21 protein-coding genes and 1 pseudogene are annotated in these 18,310 nt (G+C 40.9%); 16 read left to right on the top strand and 6 right to left on the bottom strand.

Going from position 1 to position 18,310, the window contains the following annotated elements:
• Window positions 1-34 precede the first annotated feature (34 nt).
• The 4 genes and pseudogenes from M3197_RS08820 to M3197_RS08805 form a co-directional block, all read left to right on the top strand.
• The gene (locus tag M3197_RS08820; protein ID WP_285851253.1) at window positions 35-1,324 is read left to right on the top strand and encodes a glycoside hydrolase family 18 protein; all 1,290 of its coding nucleotides are present in this window, start codon (window positions 35-37) and stop codon (window positions 1,322-1,324) included.
• 145 nt (window positions 1,325-1,469) lie between these two features.
• Window positions 1,470-2,852 carry an NADP-specific glutamate dehydrogenase gene (gdhA, locus tag M3197_RS08815; RefSeq protein ID WP_251660782.1) on the top strand — a complete coding sequence of 461 codons (1,383 nt, stop codon included), beginning with the start codon at window positions 1,470-1,472 and terminating at the stop codon, window positions 2,850-2,852.
• 190 nt (window positions 2,853-3,042) lie between these two features.
• Entirely contained in the window at window positions 3,043-4,257 is a 1,215-nt protein-coding gene (locus M3197_RS08810) for an argininosuccinate synthase (protein WP_349774118.1), read from the top strand.
• A gap of 447 nt (window positions 4,258-4,704) precedes the next feature.
• A pseudogene (locus M3197_RS08805) lies at window positions 4,705-4,854 on the top strand (transposase); the annotation flags it as partial.
• Between the two features lie 408 nt (window positions 4,855-5,262).
• On the opposite strand, the gene M3197_RS08800 reads toward M3197_RS08805, so the two are convergent.
• Complete coding sequence (locus M3197_RS08800; RefSeq protein WP_251660778.1) at window positions 5,263-6,063, bottom strand: histidinol-phosphatase HisJ family protein; 801 nt, start codon at window positions 6,061-6,063, stop codon at window positions 5,263-5,265.
• Window positions 6,064-6,162: 99 nt separating this feature from the next.
• Here M3197_RS08800 and M3197_RS08795 point away from each other — a divergent pair, with 99 nt between their 5' ends.
• From M3197_RS08795 to rlmN, 12 genes are all read left to right on the top strand, one after another.
• The gene (locus M3197_RS08795; RefSeq protein ID WP_251660776.1) at window positions 6,163-7,122 is read left to right on the top strand and encodes an ATP phosphoribosyltransferase regulatory subunit; all 960 of its coding nucleotides are present in this window, start codon (window positions 6,163-6,165) and stop codon (window positions 7,120-7,122) included.
• A gap of 19 nt (window positions 7,123-7,141) precedes the next feature.
• Window positions 7,142-7,795, top strand: coding sequence for an ATP phosphoribosyltransferase (gene hisG / locus M3197_RS08790; RefSeq protein ID WP_251660774.1), 654 nt, complete (start codon window positions 7,142-7,144; stop codon window positions 7,793-7,795).
• On the top strand, window positions 7,755-9,050 hold the full coding sequence (gene hisD / locus M3197_RS08785; protein WP_251660772.1) for a histidinol dehydrogenase: 1,296 nt from the start codon (window positions 7,755-7,757) through the stop codon (window positions 9,048-9,050). The genes hisG and hisD overlap by 41 nt, the downstream gene beginning before the upstream one ends.
• Window positions 9,047-9,628 (top strand): imidazoleglycerol-phosphate dehydratase HisB, encoded by a 582-nt coding sequence (gene hisB, locus M3197_RS08780; RefSeq protein WP_251660770.1) that lies wholly within the window; start codon window positions 9,047-9,049, stop codon window positions 9,626-9,628. Before hisD ends, hisB begins: the two co-directional genes overlap by 4 nt.
• Window positions 9,629-9,654: 26 nt before the next feature.
• The gene (gene hisA / locus M3197_RS08775; RefSeq protein ID WP_251660769.1) at window positions 9,655-10,365 is read left to right on the top strand and encodes a 1-(5-phosphoribosyl)-5-[(5-phosphoribosylamino)methylideneamino]imidazole-4-carboxamide isomerase; all 711 of its coding nucleotides are present in this window, start codon (window positions 9,655-9,657) and stop codon (window positions 10,363-10,365) included.
• Entirely contained in the window at window positions 10,366-11,118 is a 753-nt protein-coding gene (gene hisF, locus M3197_RS08770; protein ID WP_251660767.1) for an imidazole glycerol phosphate synthase subunit HisF, read from the top strand.
• A complete protein-coding gene (gene hisIE / locus M3197_RS08765; protein WP_432813986.1) occupies window positions 11,099-11,737 on the top strand; it encodes a bifunctional phosphoribosyl-AMP cyclohydrolase/phosphoribosyl-ATP diphosphatase HisIE in 639 nt (212 codons plus the stop codon). The genes hisF and hisIE overlap by 20 nt, the downstream gene beginning before the upstream one ends.
• Entirely contained in the window at window positions 11,734-12,804 is a 1,071-nt protein-coding gene (gene hisC / locus M3197_RS08760; RefSeq protein ID WP_251660763.1) for a histidinol-phosphate transaminase, read from the top strand. Before hisIE ends, hisC begins: the two co-directional genes overlap by 4 nt.
• 86 nt (window positions 12,805-12,890) lie before the next feature.
• Window positions 12,891-13,232 carry a zinc ribbon domain-containing protein YjdM gene (locus M3197_RS08755; protein ID WP_251660760.1) on the top strand — a complete coding sequence of 114 codons (342 nt, stop codon included), beginning with the start codon at window positions 12,891-12,893 and terminating at the stop codon, window positions 13,230-13,232.
• 3 nt (window positions 13,233-13,235) lie between these two features.
• Complete coding sequence (locus M3197_RS08750) at window positions 13,236-13,424, top strand: hypothetical protein (protein WP_251660759.1); 189 nt, start codon at window positions 13,236-13,238, stop codon at window positions 13,422-13,424.
• Window positions 13,425-13,547: 123 nt separating this feature from the next.
• Window positions 13,548-13,721, top strand: a complete 174-nt coding sequence (locus M3197_RS08745; RefSeq protein ID WP_251660757.1) for a hypothetical protein — start codon at window positions 13,548-13,550, stop codon at window positions 13,719-13,721.
• A 202-nt stretch (window positions 13,722-13,923) separates the two neighbouring features.
• Entirely contained in the window at window positions 13,924-14,988 is a 1,065-nt protein-coding gene (rlmN, locus tag M3197_RS08740; RefSeq protein WP_251660755.1) for a dual-specificity RNA methyltransferase RlmN, read from the top strand.
• A gap of 67 nt (window positions 14,989-15,055) precedes the next feature.
• Here rlmN and M3197_RS08735 read toward each other — a convergent pair whose 3' ends face one another.
• From M3197_RS08735 to M3197_RS08715, 5 genes are all read right to left on the bottom strand, one after another.
• Complete coding sequence (locus M3197_RS08735; protein ID WP_251660754.1) at window positions 15,056-15,424, bottom strand: hypothetical protein; 369 nt, start codon at window positions 15,422-15,424, stop codon at window positions 15,056-15,058.
• A 107-nt stretch (window positions 15,425-15,531) separates the two neighbouring features.
• Window positions 15,532-15,852 carry a YflT domain-containing protein gene (locus M3197_RS08730; protein ID WP_251660752.1) on the bottom strand — a complete coding sequence of 107 codons (321 nt, stop codon included), beginning with the start codon at window positions 15,850-15,852 and terminating at the stop codon, window positions 15,532-15,534.
• Between the two features lie 154 nt (window positions 15,853-16,006).
• Entirely contained in the window at window positions 16,007-16,306 is a 300-nt protein-coding gene (locus M3197_RS08725; RefSeq protein ID WP_251660750.1) for a hypothetical protein, read from the bottom strand.
• A gap of 21 nt (window positions 16,307-16,327) precedes the next feature.
• Window positions 16,328-16,897 carry an SCO family protein gene (locus tag M3197_RS08720; RefSeq protein WP_251660748.1) on the bottom strand — a complete coding sequence of 190 codons (570 nt, stop codon included), beginning with the start codon at window positions 16,895-16,897 and terminating at the stop codon, window positions 16,328-16,330.
• Entirely contained in the window at window positions 16,894-18,306 is a 1,413-nt protein-coding gene (locus M3197_RS08715) for a sensor histidine kinase (protein ID WP_251660746.1), read from the bottom strand. The genes M3197_RS08720 and M3197_RS08715 overlap by 4 nt, the downstream gene beginning before the upstream one ends.
• Window positions 18,307-18,310: the final 4 nt, after the last annotated feature.

Below are 18,310 nucleotides of genomic sequence, written 5' to 3'. Positions count from 1 at the left end.
ACAATGGACTACGAATTTTTATGGAAAGGTGTGCATGTTAGTGCAAATACACGTTGTTCAAAAAGGTCAAAGCTTATTTACGATTGGAAAACAATATGGTATTGGATGGGAAGAAATTGCTGAAGCGAATGAGCTGGTCGATTCAGGTAAATTGGCTGTTGGTCAAGCTTTAGTGATTCCAATAACGGGCAGTTATTATTGGGTGCAGCCAGGGGATACTCTTTATGAGATCGCACGTCGAGAAAAGATGACCATTTCGGAATTGGCAAATATCAACAAAATTTCTCTTTCCGCGCCATTAACGGTCGGCCAACGATTATACATTCCACCCGCTCCTAAAACTTCGACTCAATCTTTACTCTACGTGGAGCCAAGAACTCCGGTTTCCCAGGCGATGATTGCAGAAACGGAAAATAGAGTAAGTGCCTTAACGTATCTAGCTATGTTCAGTTATGAAGTAATGCGAGATGGGACATTAAAAGCCCCTTCAATTGCGAATTTACCTACAATTGCTGCGAACGCAGGTGCGCTTAATGCGATGGTAGTAAGCAACTTGGAAGATTTCGCATTTAGTGCTGGCCTTGCTCACGATATTTTTGTAAGCAGGGGAGTTCAAGATTTGTTGTTTACAAATATTTTGGCAGTGGCACAGCAGGTAGGCTATAAAGATATACATTTTGATTTTGAGTTATTGTACCCGGAGGATCGCGACTTATACAATGCCTTTCTGAGAAGAGCTCGCGATCGTTTTCATCCAGCCGGCCTTACAATATCTACAGCACTTGCACCTAAAGTAAGTGATGTCACAACAGGAATTTACGGCGCACATGATTATAAAGCTCATGGGGAGATTGTAGATTTCGTTTCTCTTATGACATATGAGTGGGGATATACGTACAGTGAGCCGCAAGCCGTGAGTCCATTGCCACAAGTGGAGCGAGTGGTAAAGTATGCGGTACAAGAAATTCCAAGAAACAAAATCTTTTTAGGTCAAAATTTGTACGGTTATGATTGGTCGAAACCTTATCCAACGCAAGGTGGTCAACCAGCTAGAGCACTGAGTCCAAAACAAGCTACAGAACTTGCAATACGTGAGAACGAAGCTATTTCATACGACTATGTTGCTCAAGCACCATATTTTACGTATATCGATCAAAATAGTTTACAACATGAAGTTTGGTTCGAAGACGCCAGAAGTATCCAAGCTAAATTTGACTTATTGAAAAAATATAATTTACGTGGCATTATGTACTGGAAATTAGGTCTAGCATTTCCTCAAAATTGGCTACTGCTAGAGGACAATTTTAATATCGTGAAAAAGTAAGATGAAGCCTATCCTATTTCGACAGAACAGAGGAAGATAGAACCTCTGTTTTTGTTTGCAGATTAAAATGTATTTTCAAAAATATTAAATCTAGCGTATACTAATTAAATACAACAAGTTAGATTCGGGATGAAGGGGGAAAAATATGTCGAAATTAAATGTAGAACATGTAGATGTACAAAGGCGTTCAAATGATTATGTGCATCAAGTTTATGAGCAAGTTAAACGAAGAAATGCAAATGAAACTGAATTTCTCCAAGCGATACGTGAAATATTCGATTCACTCCGTCCCGTATTCGCCAAGCATCCTGAATATATTACAAGTGGAATTTTGGAAAGGTTGACTGAACCGGAAAGAATAGTGACCTTTCGTGTTACATGGGAAGACGATACTGGTAAAGTGCATGTTAACAGAGGGTATCGAGTTCAATTTAGTAGTGAACTAGGACCATATAAAGGTGGACTTCGTTTTCATCCTTCTGTGAACAGCAGTATCATGAAATTCCTAGCATTTGAACAAATCTTTAAAAATGCATTGACAGGTCAACCGATTGGTGCGGGTAAAGGTGGCTCTGATTTTGATCCGAAGGGGAAGTCGGATCGTGAAATCATGCGTTTCTGTCAAAGTTTCATGACGGAATTGAGTCGTCATATTGGTCCAGATGTAGATGTTCCAGCTGGCGATATAGGAGTTGGGAAACGGGAAATTGGTTATTTGTTTGGTCAATATAAGCGATTAAAAGGTGGATATGAAGCAGGTGTACTTACGGGGAAAGATCCGAATCACGGTGGCAGTCTTGGCAGAAAAGAAGCGACCGGATATGGAACCGTCTATTTCACGGAAGAAATGCTAAAGGAATATGGCATGTCATTGAAAGAGAAAACAGTTGTGGTCTCAGGTTCGGGAAATGTATCCATTTATGCAATTGAGAAAGCCCAGCAACTCGGTGCAAAAGTAATCGCTTGTAGTGATTCTTCGGGATACATTGTCGACAAAGATGGAATTGACTTAACTTGTGTTAAGCAATTGAAAGAAGTTGAAGACAAACGAATTCAGGATTATTTGAAAGTACATCCCGAAGCTCGTTATTATGAAGATTGTTCAGAAATTTGGACGGTCCCATGTGACATCGTTCTTCCTTGTGCTACTCAAAATGAGCTCGATGAACAGAGTGCCCATCTCCTTATTAAGAATGGTGTCACAGCCATTGGGGAAGGTGCAAATATGCCTTGTACAAATGAAGCGTTGACGGTATTCCAGGAGCACGGAATTCTATTCGCACCCGCAAAAGCTGCCAATGCAGGAGGCGTAGCCGTTTCAGCAATGGAAATGTCCCAAAATAGCATGCGACTCAGGTGGACTGCTGAAGAAGTAGATGAGCGTTTGAAAGTTGTCATGCGTTCCATTTATGAGAGTTGTATGGATGCCGCAGATCGTTTTGGCAAACCTGGCAATCTTATCATGGGTGCCAACGTAGCAGGATTTTTGAAAGTTGCTGACGCAATGGCATCACATGGGCTAAGTTAAGAGTGGACGTTCAGCACATCTTTTAAGGTGTGCTTTTTTTGTTGAGTAAAATCAATTATATATAGCATTTTAGAAAGAATATTTCGTCTATTAAAAGAATCAGTAATTTCTCTTGCATTTATAGTTCAACATGTTATTATAAATATACTTTACAGTGTATAAAGATACATAACATGTGAGAGGAGTTTTAATCATGACAAAGAAAAAAGTGGTATTGGCCTATTCCGGAGGACTTGATACATCAGTGGCAGTTCAATGGTTAACAGAACAGGGTTATGCAGTTGTTGCATGTTGCTTAGATGTAGGAGAAGGAAAAGATCTAGATTTTATCCAGCAGAAAGCACTTCAAGTGGGGGCTGTTGAAAGCTATGTCATCGATGCGAAAGCGGAATTTGCTAAAGATTATGCACTGTTAGCTCTTCAAGCACGTACACTCTATGAAGAAAAGTATCCACTTATTTCTGCACTATCTCGTCCACTTATTGCAAAAAAACTTGTTGAAGTCGCTCATAAGGAAAACGCAGTTGCCGTAGCACATGGTTGCACAGGAAAAGGAAACGACCAAGTTCGTTTTGAAGTAGGTATTAAAGCGTTGGATCCGACATTAGAAGTGATCGCACCAGTACGTGAGTGGAGCTGGTCCCGTGAAGAAGAAATAGCCTATGCTAAAGAGCACAACATTCCGGTTCCTATCGTGTTGGATAGTCCGTATTCAATTGACCAAAACCTATGGGGACGTAGTAATGAATGTGGAATTCTAGAAGATCCTTGGGCAGCACCACCTGAAGATGCTTATGGACTCACTTCCTCTATTGAAGAAGCTCCAGATCAAGCAGATGTTGTTGAAATTACATTTAAACAAGGTGTTCCAGTGAGCTTGGATGGAAAGGCATTTAAGCTAGAAGCCCTCATCCTTCACTTAAATGAGGTTGCCGGAAAACATGGTGTTGGTCGTATTGACCACGTTGAAAACCGCCTTGTTGGCATTAAGTCACGTGAAGTATATGAATGTCCAGGAGCTATGACATTGATCAAAGCACATAAAGAACTTGAAGATATTACTCTTGTAAAAGAGATTGCACACTTTAAACCGCTTGTTTCTCAAAAGTTAAGTGAGCTTATTTATAACGGTCTGTGGTTCTCTCCATTACGAAGTGCCTTGGAAGCGTTCATAAAAGACTCACAACAAGTCGTCAACGGAACAGTGCGTGTGAAACTATTTAAAGGGCATGCCATTGTAGAGGGCCGTAAATCGGATAACTCTCTTTATGATGAAAAACTTGCAACGTATACATCTGATGACGAGTTCGACCAAGCGGCAGCAGTAGGATTCATCAAACTCTGGGGGCTTCCAACAGAAGTCCATGCGGCTGTGAACAAGCAACTCGTTGCGACTAAATCATAATAGAAAGGACCTTCCTTCAATGGAAGGTCCTCAGACTGTAGACAAACTCCAGTAATCACGGGGTTTGCCTACAGTCTTTTTCTTTTACAATAGTATTAACTAGAAAAAGTTGATTTCCGCTGCGAGCGGACGCTTTCCGAGGGGCTTGCTCTCAGCAAATCGAACGACGAAGGGTTCGATTTGCCGTGTTTTAGCGAACTTTGCTGAAATTAAGGCAGCACTCATCTCCCTCGCTTTGCTCAGTCCAGGGTCTTCGAAAAAACGTGCTCCTAACGCTTCGCTTTTACTCGCAAAAGCTGTTCTTCGTCACAGCTTTCGCTGATCCCTCCGGAGTCGCCGCTCTCCGCTACAATCAACAGGATCTCCCAACTATCAAATGAGGTAATGGAAATGATGATGAAGAATCAAATCAAAGAACGGGAACTGAAGGAGATGCTTACAATCTAACTGTTAGTTCCGCAAGATCATCTGGTTCGTAAATTAGAGGCAGCAATTGATTTTTCCTTCATTTATCCATTGTTTGAAGATCTATATTCCCTATTTGGGGGACCCAGCATAGATCCAGTTGTACTCAATAAAATGTCATTCATTCAATACACTAAGCCATCTTGGGTTGTCCAGCGGATACCATACTTCTCCTAAGCATCGGCAAAAACGAGTTCAACTATCTCTTTACATTTTCATATCTGAGTCTCAAGACTTCTGCTACATCTAGTTATTCTTGCCAGCTGAACATGGAGCACCCGGATTGCATTCTTTGCTTGAATGATGTGAATGTTTCATGAGAAATTCCCTTGATTGAAGTGCAGGACGGCGACTCCTGGGGATCAGCGCAGCGCGAAGACCCCGCAGGAAAAGCCGTAACGAAGAACGGGTTTTGCGAGCATAAGCACAGCGTTGGGAGCACATCTTTGCTTTCAAAGCGACGAGGAGGCTGAGGGCAAGCCCCCGGAAAGCGTCCGTCCGGAACGGAGATCAACGGCCTATTATCCTTAATTTTCAGATTTAACGAAGCAAATGTTCAATTGAATGGAATTGAGGTTCTCCTTTCTCATATGTCGCAATGAAGCGGAATCCGATGTGTGAAGCGAGTTGCAGACTCTTTCGAATGTCGAATCCAACATCGGTCGGTCTGTGCGCATCGGAACCGATTGTTAAGATTTCACCACCACAGGCTTTGTATAGTTCAAGGATATCGGTGCTCGGCATGGCAGTGGATAGCCCATAGCGCACACCCGATGTATTAATTTCTATCCCTTTCCCTCGAGGAATAATCTCAGTAAAAATTTCTCTCAAGCACTCATGAAAATCCTGTGAAGGTGCCTTTTTGGCATATCGTTTTATGAGATCCACATGGCCCAAAACACTGTAAGCATCAAACTTACGAATACAACGAAGCAACTCCTGATAATAGGCATCATATGCAGCGTCAATCGTTTGATTCTCAAAAATAGCTCCAAAGTGTAAATCTTGTTTTTCAACAGTATGAAGCGAACAAATAACAAAGTCGAACTCCTCTTCTTGAATTAGGTTTGTGTACTTATCAAGTATATGAGGCTGAACTCCAATTTCCACACCTCGCTTCACTCGAATCTCACTTCCGTAACGGTCTTGTAATTGTGCAATTGCCTCTTTGTAAGCTTGTTGATTAAAATCGAAGATAAAATTTTTATCAGGATATTCAAAGTCGACATGATCTGTAAAACAAATCTCAGTAAGTCCCTTTTGAATGGCAGCATGCACCATTTCCTCCGGTTGTACCTCGCCATCCGCTGAAAATGATGTGTGCAGATGATAATCGAACATCACTATCATACTCCTTTTGGTTGACATTTCTTAATTGTCTATTTATAGTACTAGATAACTTCACCATAGTAAAGCGATAAAGCGGAAAGGGTGCTAGTTTTGAGAAATCTATTTCAATCAGCGGAGGAAGAGTTTGAAATACGCAAAGTTTTTAGAAGCTCCTTTTTACCGAAAGGATATCGTGAAGTCAATTTGCCAGTACTCGAGAGTTATGAAACCTATGAATCACTCCAAACCATTCAAAATCGTAAAAGTCTTCTAAAGCTAATCGATCATACCGGAGACATTTTCGTATTAAGACCCGATGTGACGATACCACTCATGCGTGAGCTTGCAACTACGCATGGAAATTTAGATGAAGAAGTTCGCTGTTGGTATGTGCAGTCTGTTTTCCGGCAATCAGATGACCTCACCATTCCAACTGAGCGAAGGCAAGCGGGAATTGAATTATTCAGCAACCAATCAGCAGAAAATGATGCAGAAGTGATTGGACTCGCTTGTCTTGCACTTACAGAATTAGGACTCCATGACTTTAAGATTGAACTTGGGCATGCTGGAATTTTACAGGAACTGATTCGGATTCTTCAGTTAACGAAAGATGAACAACTTCAAGTGAAATCCTTCATTCAAATGAAGAATAGCGGTGAGCTTGCCAATTTTCTACAGCAACATAACGTTAAAAATCAAACGAAGGATTTACTGCTAGAAACCATCTTCTCATACGGTGAAGCAACTTCTGTTTTCAACCGTTTTCGTGAACATCCTCTGAACAACCAACTTTCTTCTATTATTCAATATATAGAAGCGGTATATGAACTTGTCTTGGAATCCGGTTTTGGAAATCACGTAACTGTAGATCTTGGGATGGTCAATGAAATGGACTATTATTCAGGAATTCAGTTCCAGGGATTCAGTAATAAAATCGGCAAACCCTTACTGATGGGAGGTCGTTATGACGAGGTGAGCCAAAACTTTGGGGCACAGTTACCAGCGGTCGGTTTTGCATGTGACGTGGAAGCGATTTTTACAGTTAAAAACAACAGTGCCAAGACGGGTTGAAGAAAGGAGATGAAACGCGATGGTGCCAATGAAAATAGCAGTTGCGAAAGGAAGGATTGCAGAAAAAGCGAGAGAGTTGTTAACCAAAGGGGGTATTGCATTTCCCGATACCTTATTTGATGAAAGAAAATTAGTCATAACGAGTAAAGACGGGGACTATCAATTGCTATTTGTGAAAGCATCAGACGTACCGACTTATGTTGAGAAAGGAGCAGCTGACATTGGAATTGTCGGAAAGGACACGATTATGGAAGACGGGAAGGATGTCTATGAGTTACAAGACTTAGGATTTGGGAACTGTCAGCTAGTTGTTGCTGGTTTCCCTGATAGTTTCCCGGTAGACACGAAATCGCTGACGGTGGCAACCAAGTATCCCTCGATCGCAAAAGCCTATTTCGATAAAGCCGGTATTCACACAGAGATAAGCCGATTGAGCGGATCAATTGAACTTGCACCGATTGTTGGACTTTCAGAGGTCATCGTGGATATCGTCGAAACAGGTTCGACACTTCGGGATAATGGATTGGTGATTTTACGGGAAATCGCTAAAGTGAGTACACGTGTGATCGTAAATAAAGCAAGCTATGCAACGAAAACGACAGAGGTAAAACACTGTATGGAATTGTTGAAGAATGGAGTTGAAGGACGTCGTGCAGATAATCACAACGCGTGAACAGATGAAACAACGAATGGCACGACAGAAGCCTACTTCGACTGTTGAGCAAACAGTTAGAACAATTATTGACCGGGTTAAACAGTTTAAAGATGCTGAACTACTAGCGCTAACGGAACGTTTTGATGGCGTTACTTTACAAGCGCTTCGGATTTCTGAACAAGAAATCAAGGAAGCCTATAACGAGGTATCATCATCATTACTTCAAGCACTAAAAGATGCACGAGAACGTATTCAACATTTTCACGAACATCAGAAGGAAGAAAGTTGGCGAATTGAACCGGAAGAAGGTGTCTATCTTGGACAGCAAGTACGGCCCCTCGCATCTGCAGGCATTTACATTCCTGGTGGCAAAGCATCTTATCCTTCTACAGTATTGATGAACGCAATCCCTGCAAAAATAGCGGGCGTGAAGCGGCTTGTCCTCACCACTCCACCACAAGTCAACGGATCCGTTAATGCTGCAGTTCTTGTTGCCGCGGACCTATGTGGAGTCGACGAGATTTACAAAGTCGGGGGTGCACAAGCGATCGCCGCTTTAGCATACGGTACCGAGTCGATTCAACCTGTACTCAAAATCACAGGTCCAGGTAATGCATATGTGGCGTGTGCTAAGAAACTCGTGTTTGGTGATGTCTCAATTGATATGATTGCGGGTCCAAGTGAAGTGTGCATTTGGGCAGACGAACAGTCCGATTTATCGTTTGTAGCTGCAGACTTACTTGCTCAGGCTGAGCACGATGAAGACGCATCGGCTTGTTGTCTGGTGACATCTCTAAAATATGCTGAAGCACTTTCTATTGAAGTTTCAAGACAACTAGAGCGTATGGATCGAAAAGAAATTGCAAAAAAGTCCATCCAATCAAATGGATGGATTGCTGTTGTGGAATCTGAAGACGAAGCGATTGAAATTATTAATGACCTCGCACCCGAGCATTTAGAAATCATGACACTAAACCCGGAAAAAAGGCTTGACGACATCGAGCATGCTGGCGCCATTTTCCTCGGGGCATATTCGCCGGAAGCACTAGGCGATTATATGGCAGGACCGAACCATACGCTACCAACGAGTGGAACTGCAAAGTTTTCATCGCCCCTAGGAGTTTATGATTTCATGAAAAAGACGAGTATTATTCGCTATAAGAAGGAAGCTCTTGAACAAGTCTCTGATGCAATTATTGAACTTGCGAAAACCGAGCAACTTAATGGCCATGCACAAGCCATTCGAGTTCGGACACAGGAGGAAACAGAATGAGGACATCGACAATTGAACGGAAAACCGCTGAAACAGATATCAGAATGAAGTTAGCGTTAGATGGTTCAGGAAAGAGTGACATCGATACAGGAGTTGGGTTTCTCGATCACATGCTCGTCCTTACTACTATGCACGGTGGCCTAGATTTGCTAATAGCGTGTAAGGGGGATCTAGAAACGGACCAACATCATAGTGTGGAGGATGTGGGAATTGCTCTAGGAGCAGCATTTAAAGAAGCACTTGGGACCAAAGAGAGTATTGAACGCTATGCATCTGAAACAGTTCCGATGGATGAAGCCTTAGCTACAGTTTCTCTAGATATTAGCGGACGGTCGTTTCTTATTTATAATGTTCCAGGATTAAAAGAAAGAATTGGTATATTCGATACTGAACTAGCTGAAGAATTCTTTCTAGCATTTACTCGCCATGCAGGGGTGACGCTACATATTAATTTACAGTATGGGAAAAACAGTCATCATATTTTAGAATCTATCTTTAAAGGATTTGGTCGCTCAATTCGTATTGCAGCTACAAGAAATGACCGACAAGGAATTCCATCGACAAAAGGGAGTTTGTAACGAATAGATGAAAGGAGTGAGAGGTAATGATCTTATTTCCAGCGATTGATATTCAAAATGGGAAATGTGTTCGGTTGGTGCAAGGGGATTTCAATAAGGAGACGGTCTATCATGACTCTCCACTAGAAATGGGTAAGCAGTGGCTTGCACAAGGTGCAACATGGCTTCACGTTGTGGATCTGGATGGAGCGAACACAGGAAAATCCATCAACCGAGATGCAATTATTGAGCTTGTAAACTCCTTACAACTACCAGTTCAAGTCGGTGGTGGGATTAGATCCATTGAAGCCATTGAAGATTATGTAATAAATGGTGTAGAACGCGTCATTCTTGGGACTTCCGCTATTAATAATCCTTCAATGCTTCAACAAGCGATTACTAGATTCGGTAAACAAATTGCTGTTTCAATAGATGCTAAAAATGGTATTCCGACAATCGCTGGATGGACAGAAGACGCAACAACGGATGTCCCGTCGTTAGTCAAAAAAATAGAGAAAATGGGCGTACAAACTATTATCTTTACAGACATCACGAAAGATGGAATGCTCGCTGGACCTAATTTTGAGGAACTTAAAAAATTACAGAACGAAACGAAAATGGATATCATCGCTTCAGGTGGCGTGACAACTGTACAAGATGTCGAGAAACTGAAGCAGGATTCTCTATACGGAGCCATTGTGGGGAAAGCAATCTATGAAAACGAAACTCGATTCCGAAAAATGATGGAGGTCCTGTAAATGACAATGAGAAAAATAATTGCGTGCCTAGATATAGACAATAAACGTGTAGTGAAAGGGAAGAAGTTTCAAGATGTAAAAGAACTTGCAGATCCAATAGAGCTTGCGAAGAAATATGAAGCAGAGGGTGCGGATGAATTAGTATTTTACGATATCTCTGCTTCGGTTCAACAACGCGGCATGTTCCTAGACTTGATTCGCCAAATTGGAGAAAGCATCGAAATTCCTTTCATAGTGGGTGGAGGGATTCAAACACTTTCAGACGTAGAACTAGCAATCGAAGCTGGAGCCGATAAAGTTTCTATAAACAGTGGAGCGTTAAAAAATCCTGATTTACTACGTGAAGCATCTGAACGGTATGGTTCCAGCAGAATTATGTTGTCGATGGATGTGAGTCAATCCGAATCTGGTCAATGGACAGTTTTTGCAAAAGCAGGTATGGAGGATACGGGAATGGATGCACTCGAATGGGCGAAAAAAGGAGCTCAGTTGGGTGCTGGAGAGATTGTACTGAACTGCATCGATGAAGACGGGATGAGAAATGGCTATAACCTTGAACTTACTAAGGTTGTTGCAGAGTTAGTATCGATCCCAGTGGTTGCAAGTGGGGGAGCCGGCTGTGCTGAGCACATCCGTGATGTGTTTGAACAAACTCAAGCACAATCCGCATTAGTTGCATCCATCTTGCACTTTGATATCGTAGCGCTATCAAAGCTGAAGGAAGCCGCAAGGGGTGTTTCAAGTGAATGGTAAAAAGATTCGTTATAACAGTGAAGGTTTAGTTCCCGCTATCATTCAAGACGCGCAGACTGGCACAGTCCTAATGCTTGGCTATATGAATGAAGAATCACTTCAAAAGACGATGGACACCGGGGAGACCTGGTTTTATAGTCGATCACGAAAAGAGCTATGGAACAAAGGAGCGACGTCTGGTAATCGACAATTTGTGAAACAGCTGGATATCGATTGCGATCAAGATACGATTTTAATCCAAGTAGAGGCACAGGGACCTTCTTGTCATATAGGAACTGATTCGTGCTTTTCTAGAGAAGATTCTGAGGACATCCGAAACAAAAGAACCATCATTCAACAAGTCGCAAAGCAAATCCAGAATAGAAAAAACAATCCTAAAGAGGGTGCGTATACAACCTATCTCTTCCGTGAAGGAATCGATAAAATCTTAAAAAAAGTAGGAGAGGAAACAACAGAAGTAGTCATTGGAGCTAAGAACAATGATTTGAATGAAACGGCGAACGAACTTGCGGATTTGACCTATCACATTCTTGTGTTGTTGGAAGAATTAGGTCTTTCAATTGAAGATGTTAAATCTGTATTGAAGTCTCGGAGAATGGAGGAGGAGGGAAGTCAGTGAATGAGCTATGGAGCGACATGGTCCGAAGAACTGAGCCTTACTCACCAGGCGAACAAGCGAATGGGGAAGGTTGGATTAAGTTGAACACCAATGAAAATCCTTACCGGCCAAGTCCGATGGTGTTTGAAGCATTGAAACATGCACTCACATCAGATCTGCGTAAATATCCGGAGTCCGATCCAGAAAAGCTTCGAGTCGCTCTTGCTGACTTGCATGACGTGTCTGCGGATCAGGTTTTCATCGGAAATGGATCGGATGAAGTACTGGCATTTTCGTTCATGGCATTCTTTACGCCAGGCAAAACGATTAGATTCCCAGCAATCACATATTCGTTCTATCCCACATACGCAGCTCTGTTTACTATTCCATATGAGCCTATACCTCTAAAGGAAGATTTTACTTTGAAAGCCGAAGCTTTTTATATGTCAGAAGGGGGAGTAATCTTTCCAAATCCGAACGCACCTACAGGGATTGCATTATCGCTCGAAGGGCTTGAAAAGATTGTTAGCGAAAATCAGGGACGGACCGTGATTATAGATGAAGCTTATATCGATTTTGGCGGAAAAACAGCGATTCCTTTAATTGAGCGTTTCGACAACTTGCTGATAACCCGAACCATGTCAAAGTCCCGTTCGTTAGCAGGACTTCGAATCGGGTATGCAATTGGCTCCACAATAATGATTGAAGCATTGAATCGCATTAAAAACTCGTTCAATTCCTACACAATTGATCAGTTAGCGTTAGCAGCTGGTGTCGCTTCCGTTAAGGATCCGGACTATTTTCACACGACCGTTCAAGCAATAATTCGTACACGTGAACAATCGAGAAAAGTGTTCGAGTCTGTCGGGTTTAAAGTCTTGCCTTCTACAGCGAATTTCTTATTTGTCCATCATCCAGATATTCCTGCTAAACAACTCCATAAAAGCTTAAAGGACAAACAAATTCTTGTCCGTCATTTTTCCAAGCCTGAGACAGAAGAATGGCTCCGTGTAACAATAGGATCCGATGAGGAAATGGGAACTTTCTTTCAGCAGTTGTTTGACTTAGTGAGTGCGTGGACGGATTGAGATTGACACATTGTCGCCTGAAATAGTTTTCCCGAGACTCTATTTGTTTGGTATAGTGGAGACAAATAGAGAATGGGGGAGTTAGGATGACTGAGCAATTACCAAATTGTCCGCAATGTGGATCGCCATATACGTATGAAGATGGATTACAGTTAGTTTGTCCAGAGTGTGCGTATGAGTGGACTGCGGGAGAAGAACTCGTCCAAACAGAACAATTGGATGTCAAAGATGCCAATGGAAATCCACTTCAAGATGGAGATACCGTAACAGTTATAAAAGACTTGAAAGTAAAAGGCAGTTCATCTGTTTTAAAAATAGGCACAAAAGTAAAAGGGATTCGTCTTGTAGAAGGCGATCACAACATTGATTGTAAAATTACAGGATTCGGCGCGATGAAACTCAAGTCTGAATTTGTCAAGAAGGGTTAAGGGATGATGAAACTATTTAACTCTAAAACAGTAGATATCGTGTTTGCAGTCTTACTTGGATACTTTGCATGGAATCGATACGCAGATGGTCATACAGGCGTCGCTATTCTTTTAGTCGTCGTTGCGTTGCTAAATATCGTGGCGTTCATTGCGAAGTTGAATATCGAGAAGAAAGTGAACCAAAATAAGTGACCAACAGCGACTCTATTATAGAGCGCTGTTTTTCTTCTTTTTTAGTAGGATGGAAAGTACAACGTCAATTAAAAACTAACGTAAAAGGAATAGATTATTATCGTGTAAAGAAGGGTGGTTGTTATGAAGAAAAAACTACTAATTCGTTTGCCGTTTTTAGTGATCGGGGTTCTACTTGCAGTCATTCTCAACCAGTTCACACCACCACTAACTGGTCGGCAATATATGTGGTGGATGGTCGCCTACGTCATAATAGGGATTGTTATTACTGAACTATTAAGGACAAGAAAAAATTAAAAGGATGGAATTCCACATGTCTGACGTCTACTCTGTTCTTAATGGACTTCATTAATTGCTTTGAATCCATCATCACCGTGTGATTAAGTAGAAATCTGTTTTTTTTTCAACTAGCTCCATTATCTTGCATAGCTGTTGTGTCTTATTAAAGAATCCTGTACAATGGACGGATGAAATGCATTATCTGAAATGAGGATGTCTAATGAAAAAATTAATATATGGACTTACATTTGAACAACTTACGGATTGGCTAATAGAAAATGGACAAAAGAAATATCGTGCTGTACAGGTTTGGGATTGGTTGTACAAAAAGCGGGTTACTCAATTTAGTGATATGAAAAACCTTAATAGCGACTGTTTGGAATTGCTGGAAGAGAACTTTGTCATTCAGTCATTGGAGCAGTCAGTGAAACAAGAGTCAGAAGATGGTACCATCAAGTTCCTGTTCAAAATGCGTGATGGGAATTTGATTGAAACCGTTTTGATGAAGTTTCCATATGGACATTCAGTCTGTGTGACCACTCAAGTTGGCTGTAATATCGGATGCAGTTTCTGTGCAAGTGGATTATTGAAAAAGAACCGTGATTTGGAATCCGGAGAGATTGTGGAACAAATTATGAATGTGCAACATCATTTGGATAGCAAAGGTAATGACGACCGAGTAAGTCATATTGTAGTGATGGGAATTGGAGAACCGTTTGATAACTATGAGAACTTGATGAATTTCTTACGAGTTGTCAACGACCAAAAAGGTTTGGTGATCGGCGCACGACACATTACTGTTTCAACAAGTGGTCTAACTCCGAAAATCCGTGATTTTGCAAACGAAAACCTTCAAGTTAACTTGGCAGTATCGTTGCACGCTCCGAATAACGAGCTACGAACACGTATTATGAAGATAAATAGAGCGTATCCAATTGAAAAATTGATGGATGCCATTGATTACTACTTAGAAACAACAAATCGTCGAATTACTTTTGAATACATTTTGTTGAATGATGTTAACGATCATGTTGCTGAAGCAGAACAACTTGCAAAATTGCTCTACAACAAACGTCATTTATCTTATGTGAATTTGATTCCTTATAATCCTGTAGATGAACACGATCAGTATACGCGGAGTGAGCCTGATAACATTAAGAAGTTCTATGAAACGCTTAGGAAGCGGGGAATTGTTTGCGGCGTGCGCATGGAGCAAGGTACCGATATCGATGCAGCTTGTGGACAATTACGTAGTAAACAGATTAAGAAAGAAAAAGTGGTATAAATTGGTTACCCTGTAACAAAAAAGCAGAACGGAAAGTATAACTTTCTCGTTCTGCTTTTTTGTGTCTTCACTTATTCTTCCCTATGAGGATAACAATGAATTGTATGATCAATCCTATACCTAAGCTGAATGAGGAGAATATGTATACAGAAAGAACTCCAATAGATTGGCCAAGCTCTCCTTCAATCGTAATAATACTACGGAAGAATTCTTCAAAGCTGATTAACATCCCAGCCATAAAGAACCAGAACGCTATTCGTAATTTATAATGCAATAGCAATAATGCAATGAGGCCGACCGTTAAGCCGAATACAGAGAAAGCCAAATAGTTTTTCCAACCTAATTCCACTCCACTAATTGTACGGACCCCGACGATCATGAGTACTAACGTGGTTAAGCCCGCAAATAAACCAATTTTTCCTAAGTGACGTTCCATCCAAAGCACCTGCTTTCCATTCACCATCATACCGAAAATAGCAGGTCTCTGCACAAAAAAAGCGCACAACCTCGTGAACGAATGAGGTTGTGCGCTTTAAATTACTTTTATTTATTTGCAATAACGACAAGTTTTCCTTTGTCGAGTTCGCTCTCTGCAGCAGCTGCGTCTTCTTTAGTAAGACCAGCACCGTGCATCTTGCTGCGAAGTTCATCTCCACGAGAGGTAAACATATTCTTCATTGAATCGAGAAAGCCTTGTTCTTTCATACCAGCTTTTTCGGTATCCAATGCGTCTGTAATATGATCTCCACGTTTCTTGTCGTGTGCAAAAACATAAATTTCGTCATTCGTGTAACCTTTTGCTTCAAGTTCATCTACTTTTGCCTTTGCTTGTACTGCGTTTTCTACATAAAATTTTTCAACCATTTGTGAATCCCTCCATTTAGTAATTGCTTCTACAAAGTAATTATTGTTTCATTGTTGCTCTAGTGTTTGTATACCATCTTTCTACTCAAATTAAACAACCAATTTTAAATTGATGTTGAAAACACTTATTAGAGAACGAATGCGGAGAGAAGAATTACAGATAAAGATCACCTCGTAGACGTCGGAATGACTTTAAGAAAAAGGTGGGATCCACATTGACATGGAACGATCGGACGCCTTGATTTGTATGAAGATAAAACAAGCAAGTGCCATCTGAGAACGGGCGATATGAACAATCATGAACCGCATGGATTGGATAGGAGCTTTGCTGAGAGACTATTTTATTTTCATGTAGTGATAGTGTGCAATTTGTAGTAGTTACCGTCTGCTCAATCCAACCTACTGTCTTGTGTGGCACATTATAGGACAAGGTAGCAATTGCTTCTGAGTCCAAAAAACCCCTCCTAAATTCGTCTTATTTCGTATAGTCTTCTACTGTTTTTAGTAAATCATGTACATAATCTTCATCCACATAATTAAATTCACTGACCAGTTTCCCTTCTTTTGCGATTAGATAAAAATTTGTTCCATGGATAACTTGATCAGATGTTTCAGGTTTTTGGATGATGGTTTGGAAATTCTCTCTTGCAAAGTTGGTGATTTCTTGAGAAGAATAGCCAGTAAGAAAATGCCAATTGCTGTTATCATCTGTGTATTGAGAGGCATATGCTTTTAAGGTTTCTGGCGTATCAACGTTTGGATCAACTGTGAATGAAACGAATTGGACATCTAAGTCATGTTTTTTGAATTCTTTTTGCAAGGTTGCCATTTCAGATGTCATTGGAGGACAGACGGTTTTACAACTTGTAAATATGAAATCCGCAATCCACACAGTATCTTTCAATTGGTTAAATCCGAACGATTCACCTTGCTGATCGACAAAAGTAAATGATGAGATCTCTCTTCCCGGAGGTTTAGGGGAAGAACAGGCGGAAAGTAAAACGATAACCACAATCATAATAGGGACGAATCGGGTTGCATTCATGTTGCTTCCTCCTCAGTAAACAAAGGTAGATCAATCGTTACAGTCGTACCTGTCGAAGGGTCACTAGCCATATTGAATGTGCCGTGATGTAGACGAATGATTTCTTTGACAATGGAAAGCCCAAGTCCAGTTCCACCTGTCGTTCGTGTTCGTGCTTTGTCAGTGCGGAAGAAGCGTTCTCCCATCCGACTTAAATCTTCTTTTGAAATCGTCAATCCTTCGTTTTGGACTTCATATCGAATATTATTTCCATGCTCATGTAATCCAATTTGAATCATTCCACCGTCAGAGACATACTTCACCGCATTATCGATTGTGTTATAAAAGACTTGCTGAATTCGATCGGGATCACCAAGGATGATCAAGTCTTCTTCTACCTCGAGTTTAAGTTGTATGGATCGAGCAGCCAAATGGATACGGAACAATTCCACAGTATCGACTAACACTTGCGCAACGACGATTGGCTGGGCTTCGACAGTGAATAGACCTTCTTGAAGGTGGTTTAGATCTGTTAAATCATTGATCAATTTACTAAGTCGTGCTGTTTCTTTTTCAATGGTGTTCAAGTAATTCTCAGAATCCTTATTTGGATTTACGGACTTAGTGATTTGTTTTAAAGCATGCGTATACCCACTAATGTAGGTGAGTGGTGTCCGCATTTCGTGTGCAAGGTTGCTTGTGAATTCTCGTTTACGTTCTTCTTGTGCTTCGAGTGAAGAACTCATTGTATTAAATGCACGTGCCAACTGACCAATTTCATCTGAACGTTCGGTTTCTACTCTTCCAGAATAGTCGCCATGAGAAATATTGGCGGCCAGTCCTTCAAGTTTCCGTAAAGGACTGAAAAGAGAACTCCACACACGATTGATGAGTAAGAAAAGAACTAAGAAAAAGCCTGAACCAGCAGCGATAAGCAATGGAATACTTTCTTTAAACACATCCTGAATCGCAGCAAGGGGAACGTAGATGTAAATAAAACCTATCAATGAATCTTTTCCTCGAATTGGAAAAATTGCACCGAGAATTTCACGATTGAATTCTTCTACATATCCTTTTTTTACAACGTAAGAACCTTTTTCAAGTAACTTTCGGTCTGAACTGTCCACTAAATTTTCGTAGTTAACTTGGTAAGGAAAATAAGAGGATAAGTCGTCCAACTGATCCACGACAACGATTTCGTATTCAGATACGATGTTATACCATTGGATCTTTTCGATAATATCATCGCTCAGTTCCCCGAAATGATAGTGAGCAGCTGTACGTTTCCCCTGATAGACGATCGACTCTTCAATGCTTTCCAAATACAATTTCGAATAGAGAAAATGTATAAAGAAAAAAGAAAACAAAATCGTAAATGCTAGGCTCAAGAAGAACAACGATAAGATTTTTTTACTCAATGTCAGTTTCATGGCC

It is taken from the genome of Sporosarcina aquimarina, assembly GCF_023715615.1.
In the GTDB taxonomy this organism is placed as follows: domain Bacteria; phylum Bacillota; class Bacilli; order Bacillales_A; family Planococcaceae; genus Sporosarcina; species Sporosarcina aquimarina_A.
This window is presented reverse-complemented; position numbering and strand designations above follow the sequence as displayed.

Excerpts from the sequence above, each read along its gene's own strand:
- M3197_RS08750 (WP_251660759.1), top strand. The coding sequence starts at position 13,236 with ATGATGAAACTATTTAACTCTAAAACAGTAGATATCGTGTTTGCAGTC.
- hisG (WP_251660774.1), top strand. The coding sequence starts at position 7,142 with ATGGTGCCAATGAAAATAGCAGTTGCGAAAGGAAGGATTGCAGAAAAA.
- M3197_RS08745 (WP_251660757.1), top strand. The coding sequence starts at position 13,548 with ATGAAGAAAAAACTACTAATTCGTTTGCCGTTTTTAGTGATCGGGGTT.
- hisF (WP_251660767.1), top strand. The coding sequence starts at position 10,366 with ATGACAATGAGAAAAATAATTGCGTGCCTAGATATAGACAATAAACGT.
- M3197_RS08820 (WP_285851253.1), top strand. The coding sequence starts at position 35 with ATGTTAGTGCAAATACACGTTGTTCAAAAAGGTCAAAGCTTATTTACG.
- rlmN (WP_251660755.1), top strand. The coding sequence starts at position 13,924 with ATGAAAAAATTAATATATGGACTTACATTTGAACAACTTACGGATTGG.
- M3197_RS08755 (WP_251660760.1), top strand. The coding sequence starts at position 12,891 with ATGACTGAGCAATTACCAAATTGTCCGCAATGTGGATCGCCATATACG.
- hisA (WP_251660769.1), top strand. The coding sequence starts at position 9,655 with ATGATCTTATTTCCAGCGATTGATATTCAAAATGGGAAATGTGTTCGG.
- M3197_RS08735 (WP_251660754.1), bottom strand. The coding sequence starts at position 15,424 with ATGGAACGTCACTTAGGAAAAATTGGTTTATTTGCGGGCTTAACCACG.
- M3197_RS08800 (WP_251660778.1), bottom strand. The coding sequence starts at position 6,063 with ATGTTCGATTATCATCTGCACACATCATTTTCAGCGGATGGCGAGGTA.
- M3197_RS08720 (WP_251660748.1), bottom strand. The coding sequence starts at position 16,897 with ATGAATGCAACCCGATTCGTCCCTATTATGATTGTGGTTATCGTTTTA.
- hisB (WP_251660770.1), top strand. The coding sequence starts at position 9,047 with ATGAGGACATCGACAATTGAACGGAAAACCGCTGAAACAGATATCAGA.
- hisD (WP_251660772.1), top strand. The coding sequence starts at position 7,755 with ATGGAGTTGAAGGACGTCGTGCAGATAATCACAACGCGTGAACAGATG.
- M3197_RS08730 (WP_251660752.1), bottom strand. The coding sequence starts at position 15,852 with ATGGTTGAAAAATTTTATGTAGAAAACGCAGTACAAGCAAAGGCAAAA.
- M3197_RS08715 (WP_251660746.1), bottom strand. The coding sequence starts at position 18,306 with ATGAAACTGACATTGAGTAAAAAAATCTTATCGTTGTTCTTCTTGAGC.
- gdhA (WP_251660782.1), top strand. The coding sequence starts at position 1,470 with ATGTCGAAATTAAATGTAGAACATGTAGATGTACAAAGGCGTTCAAAT.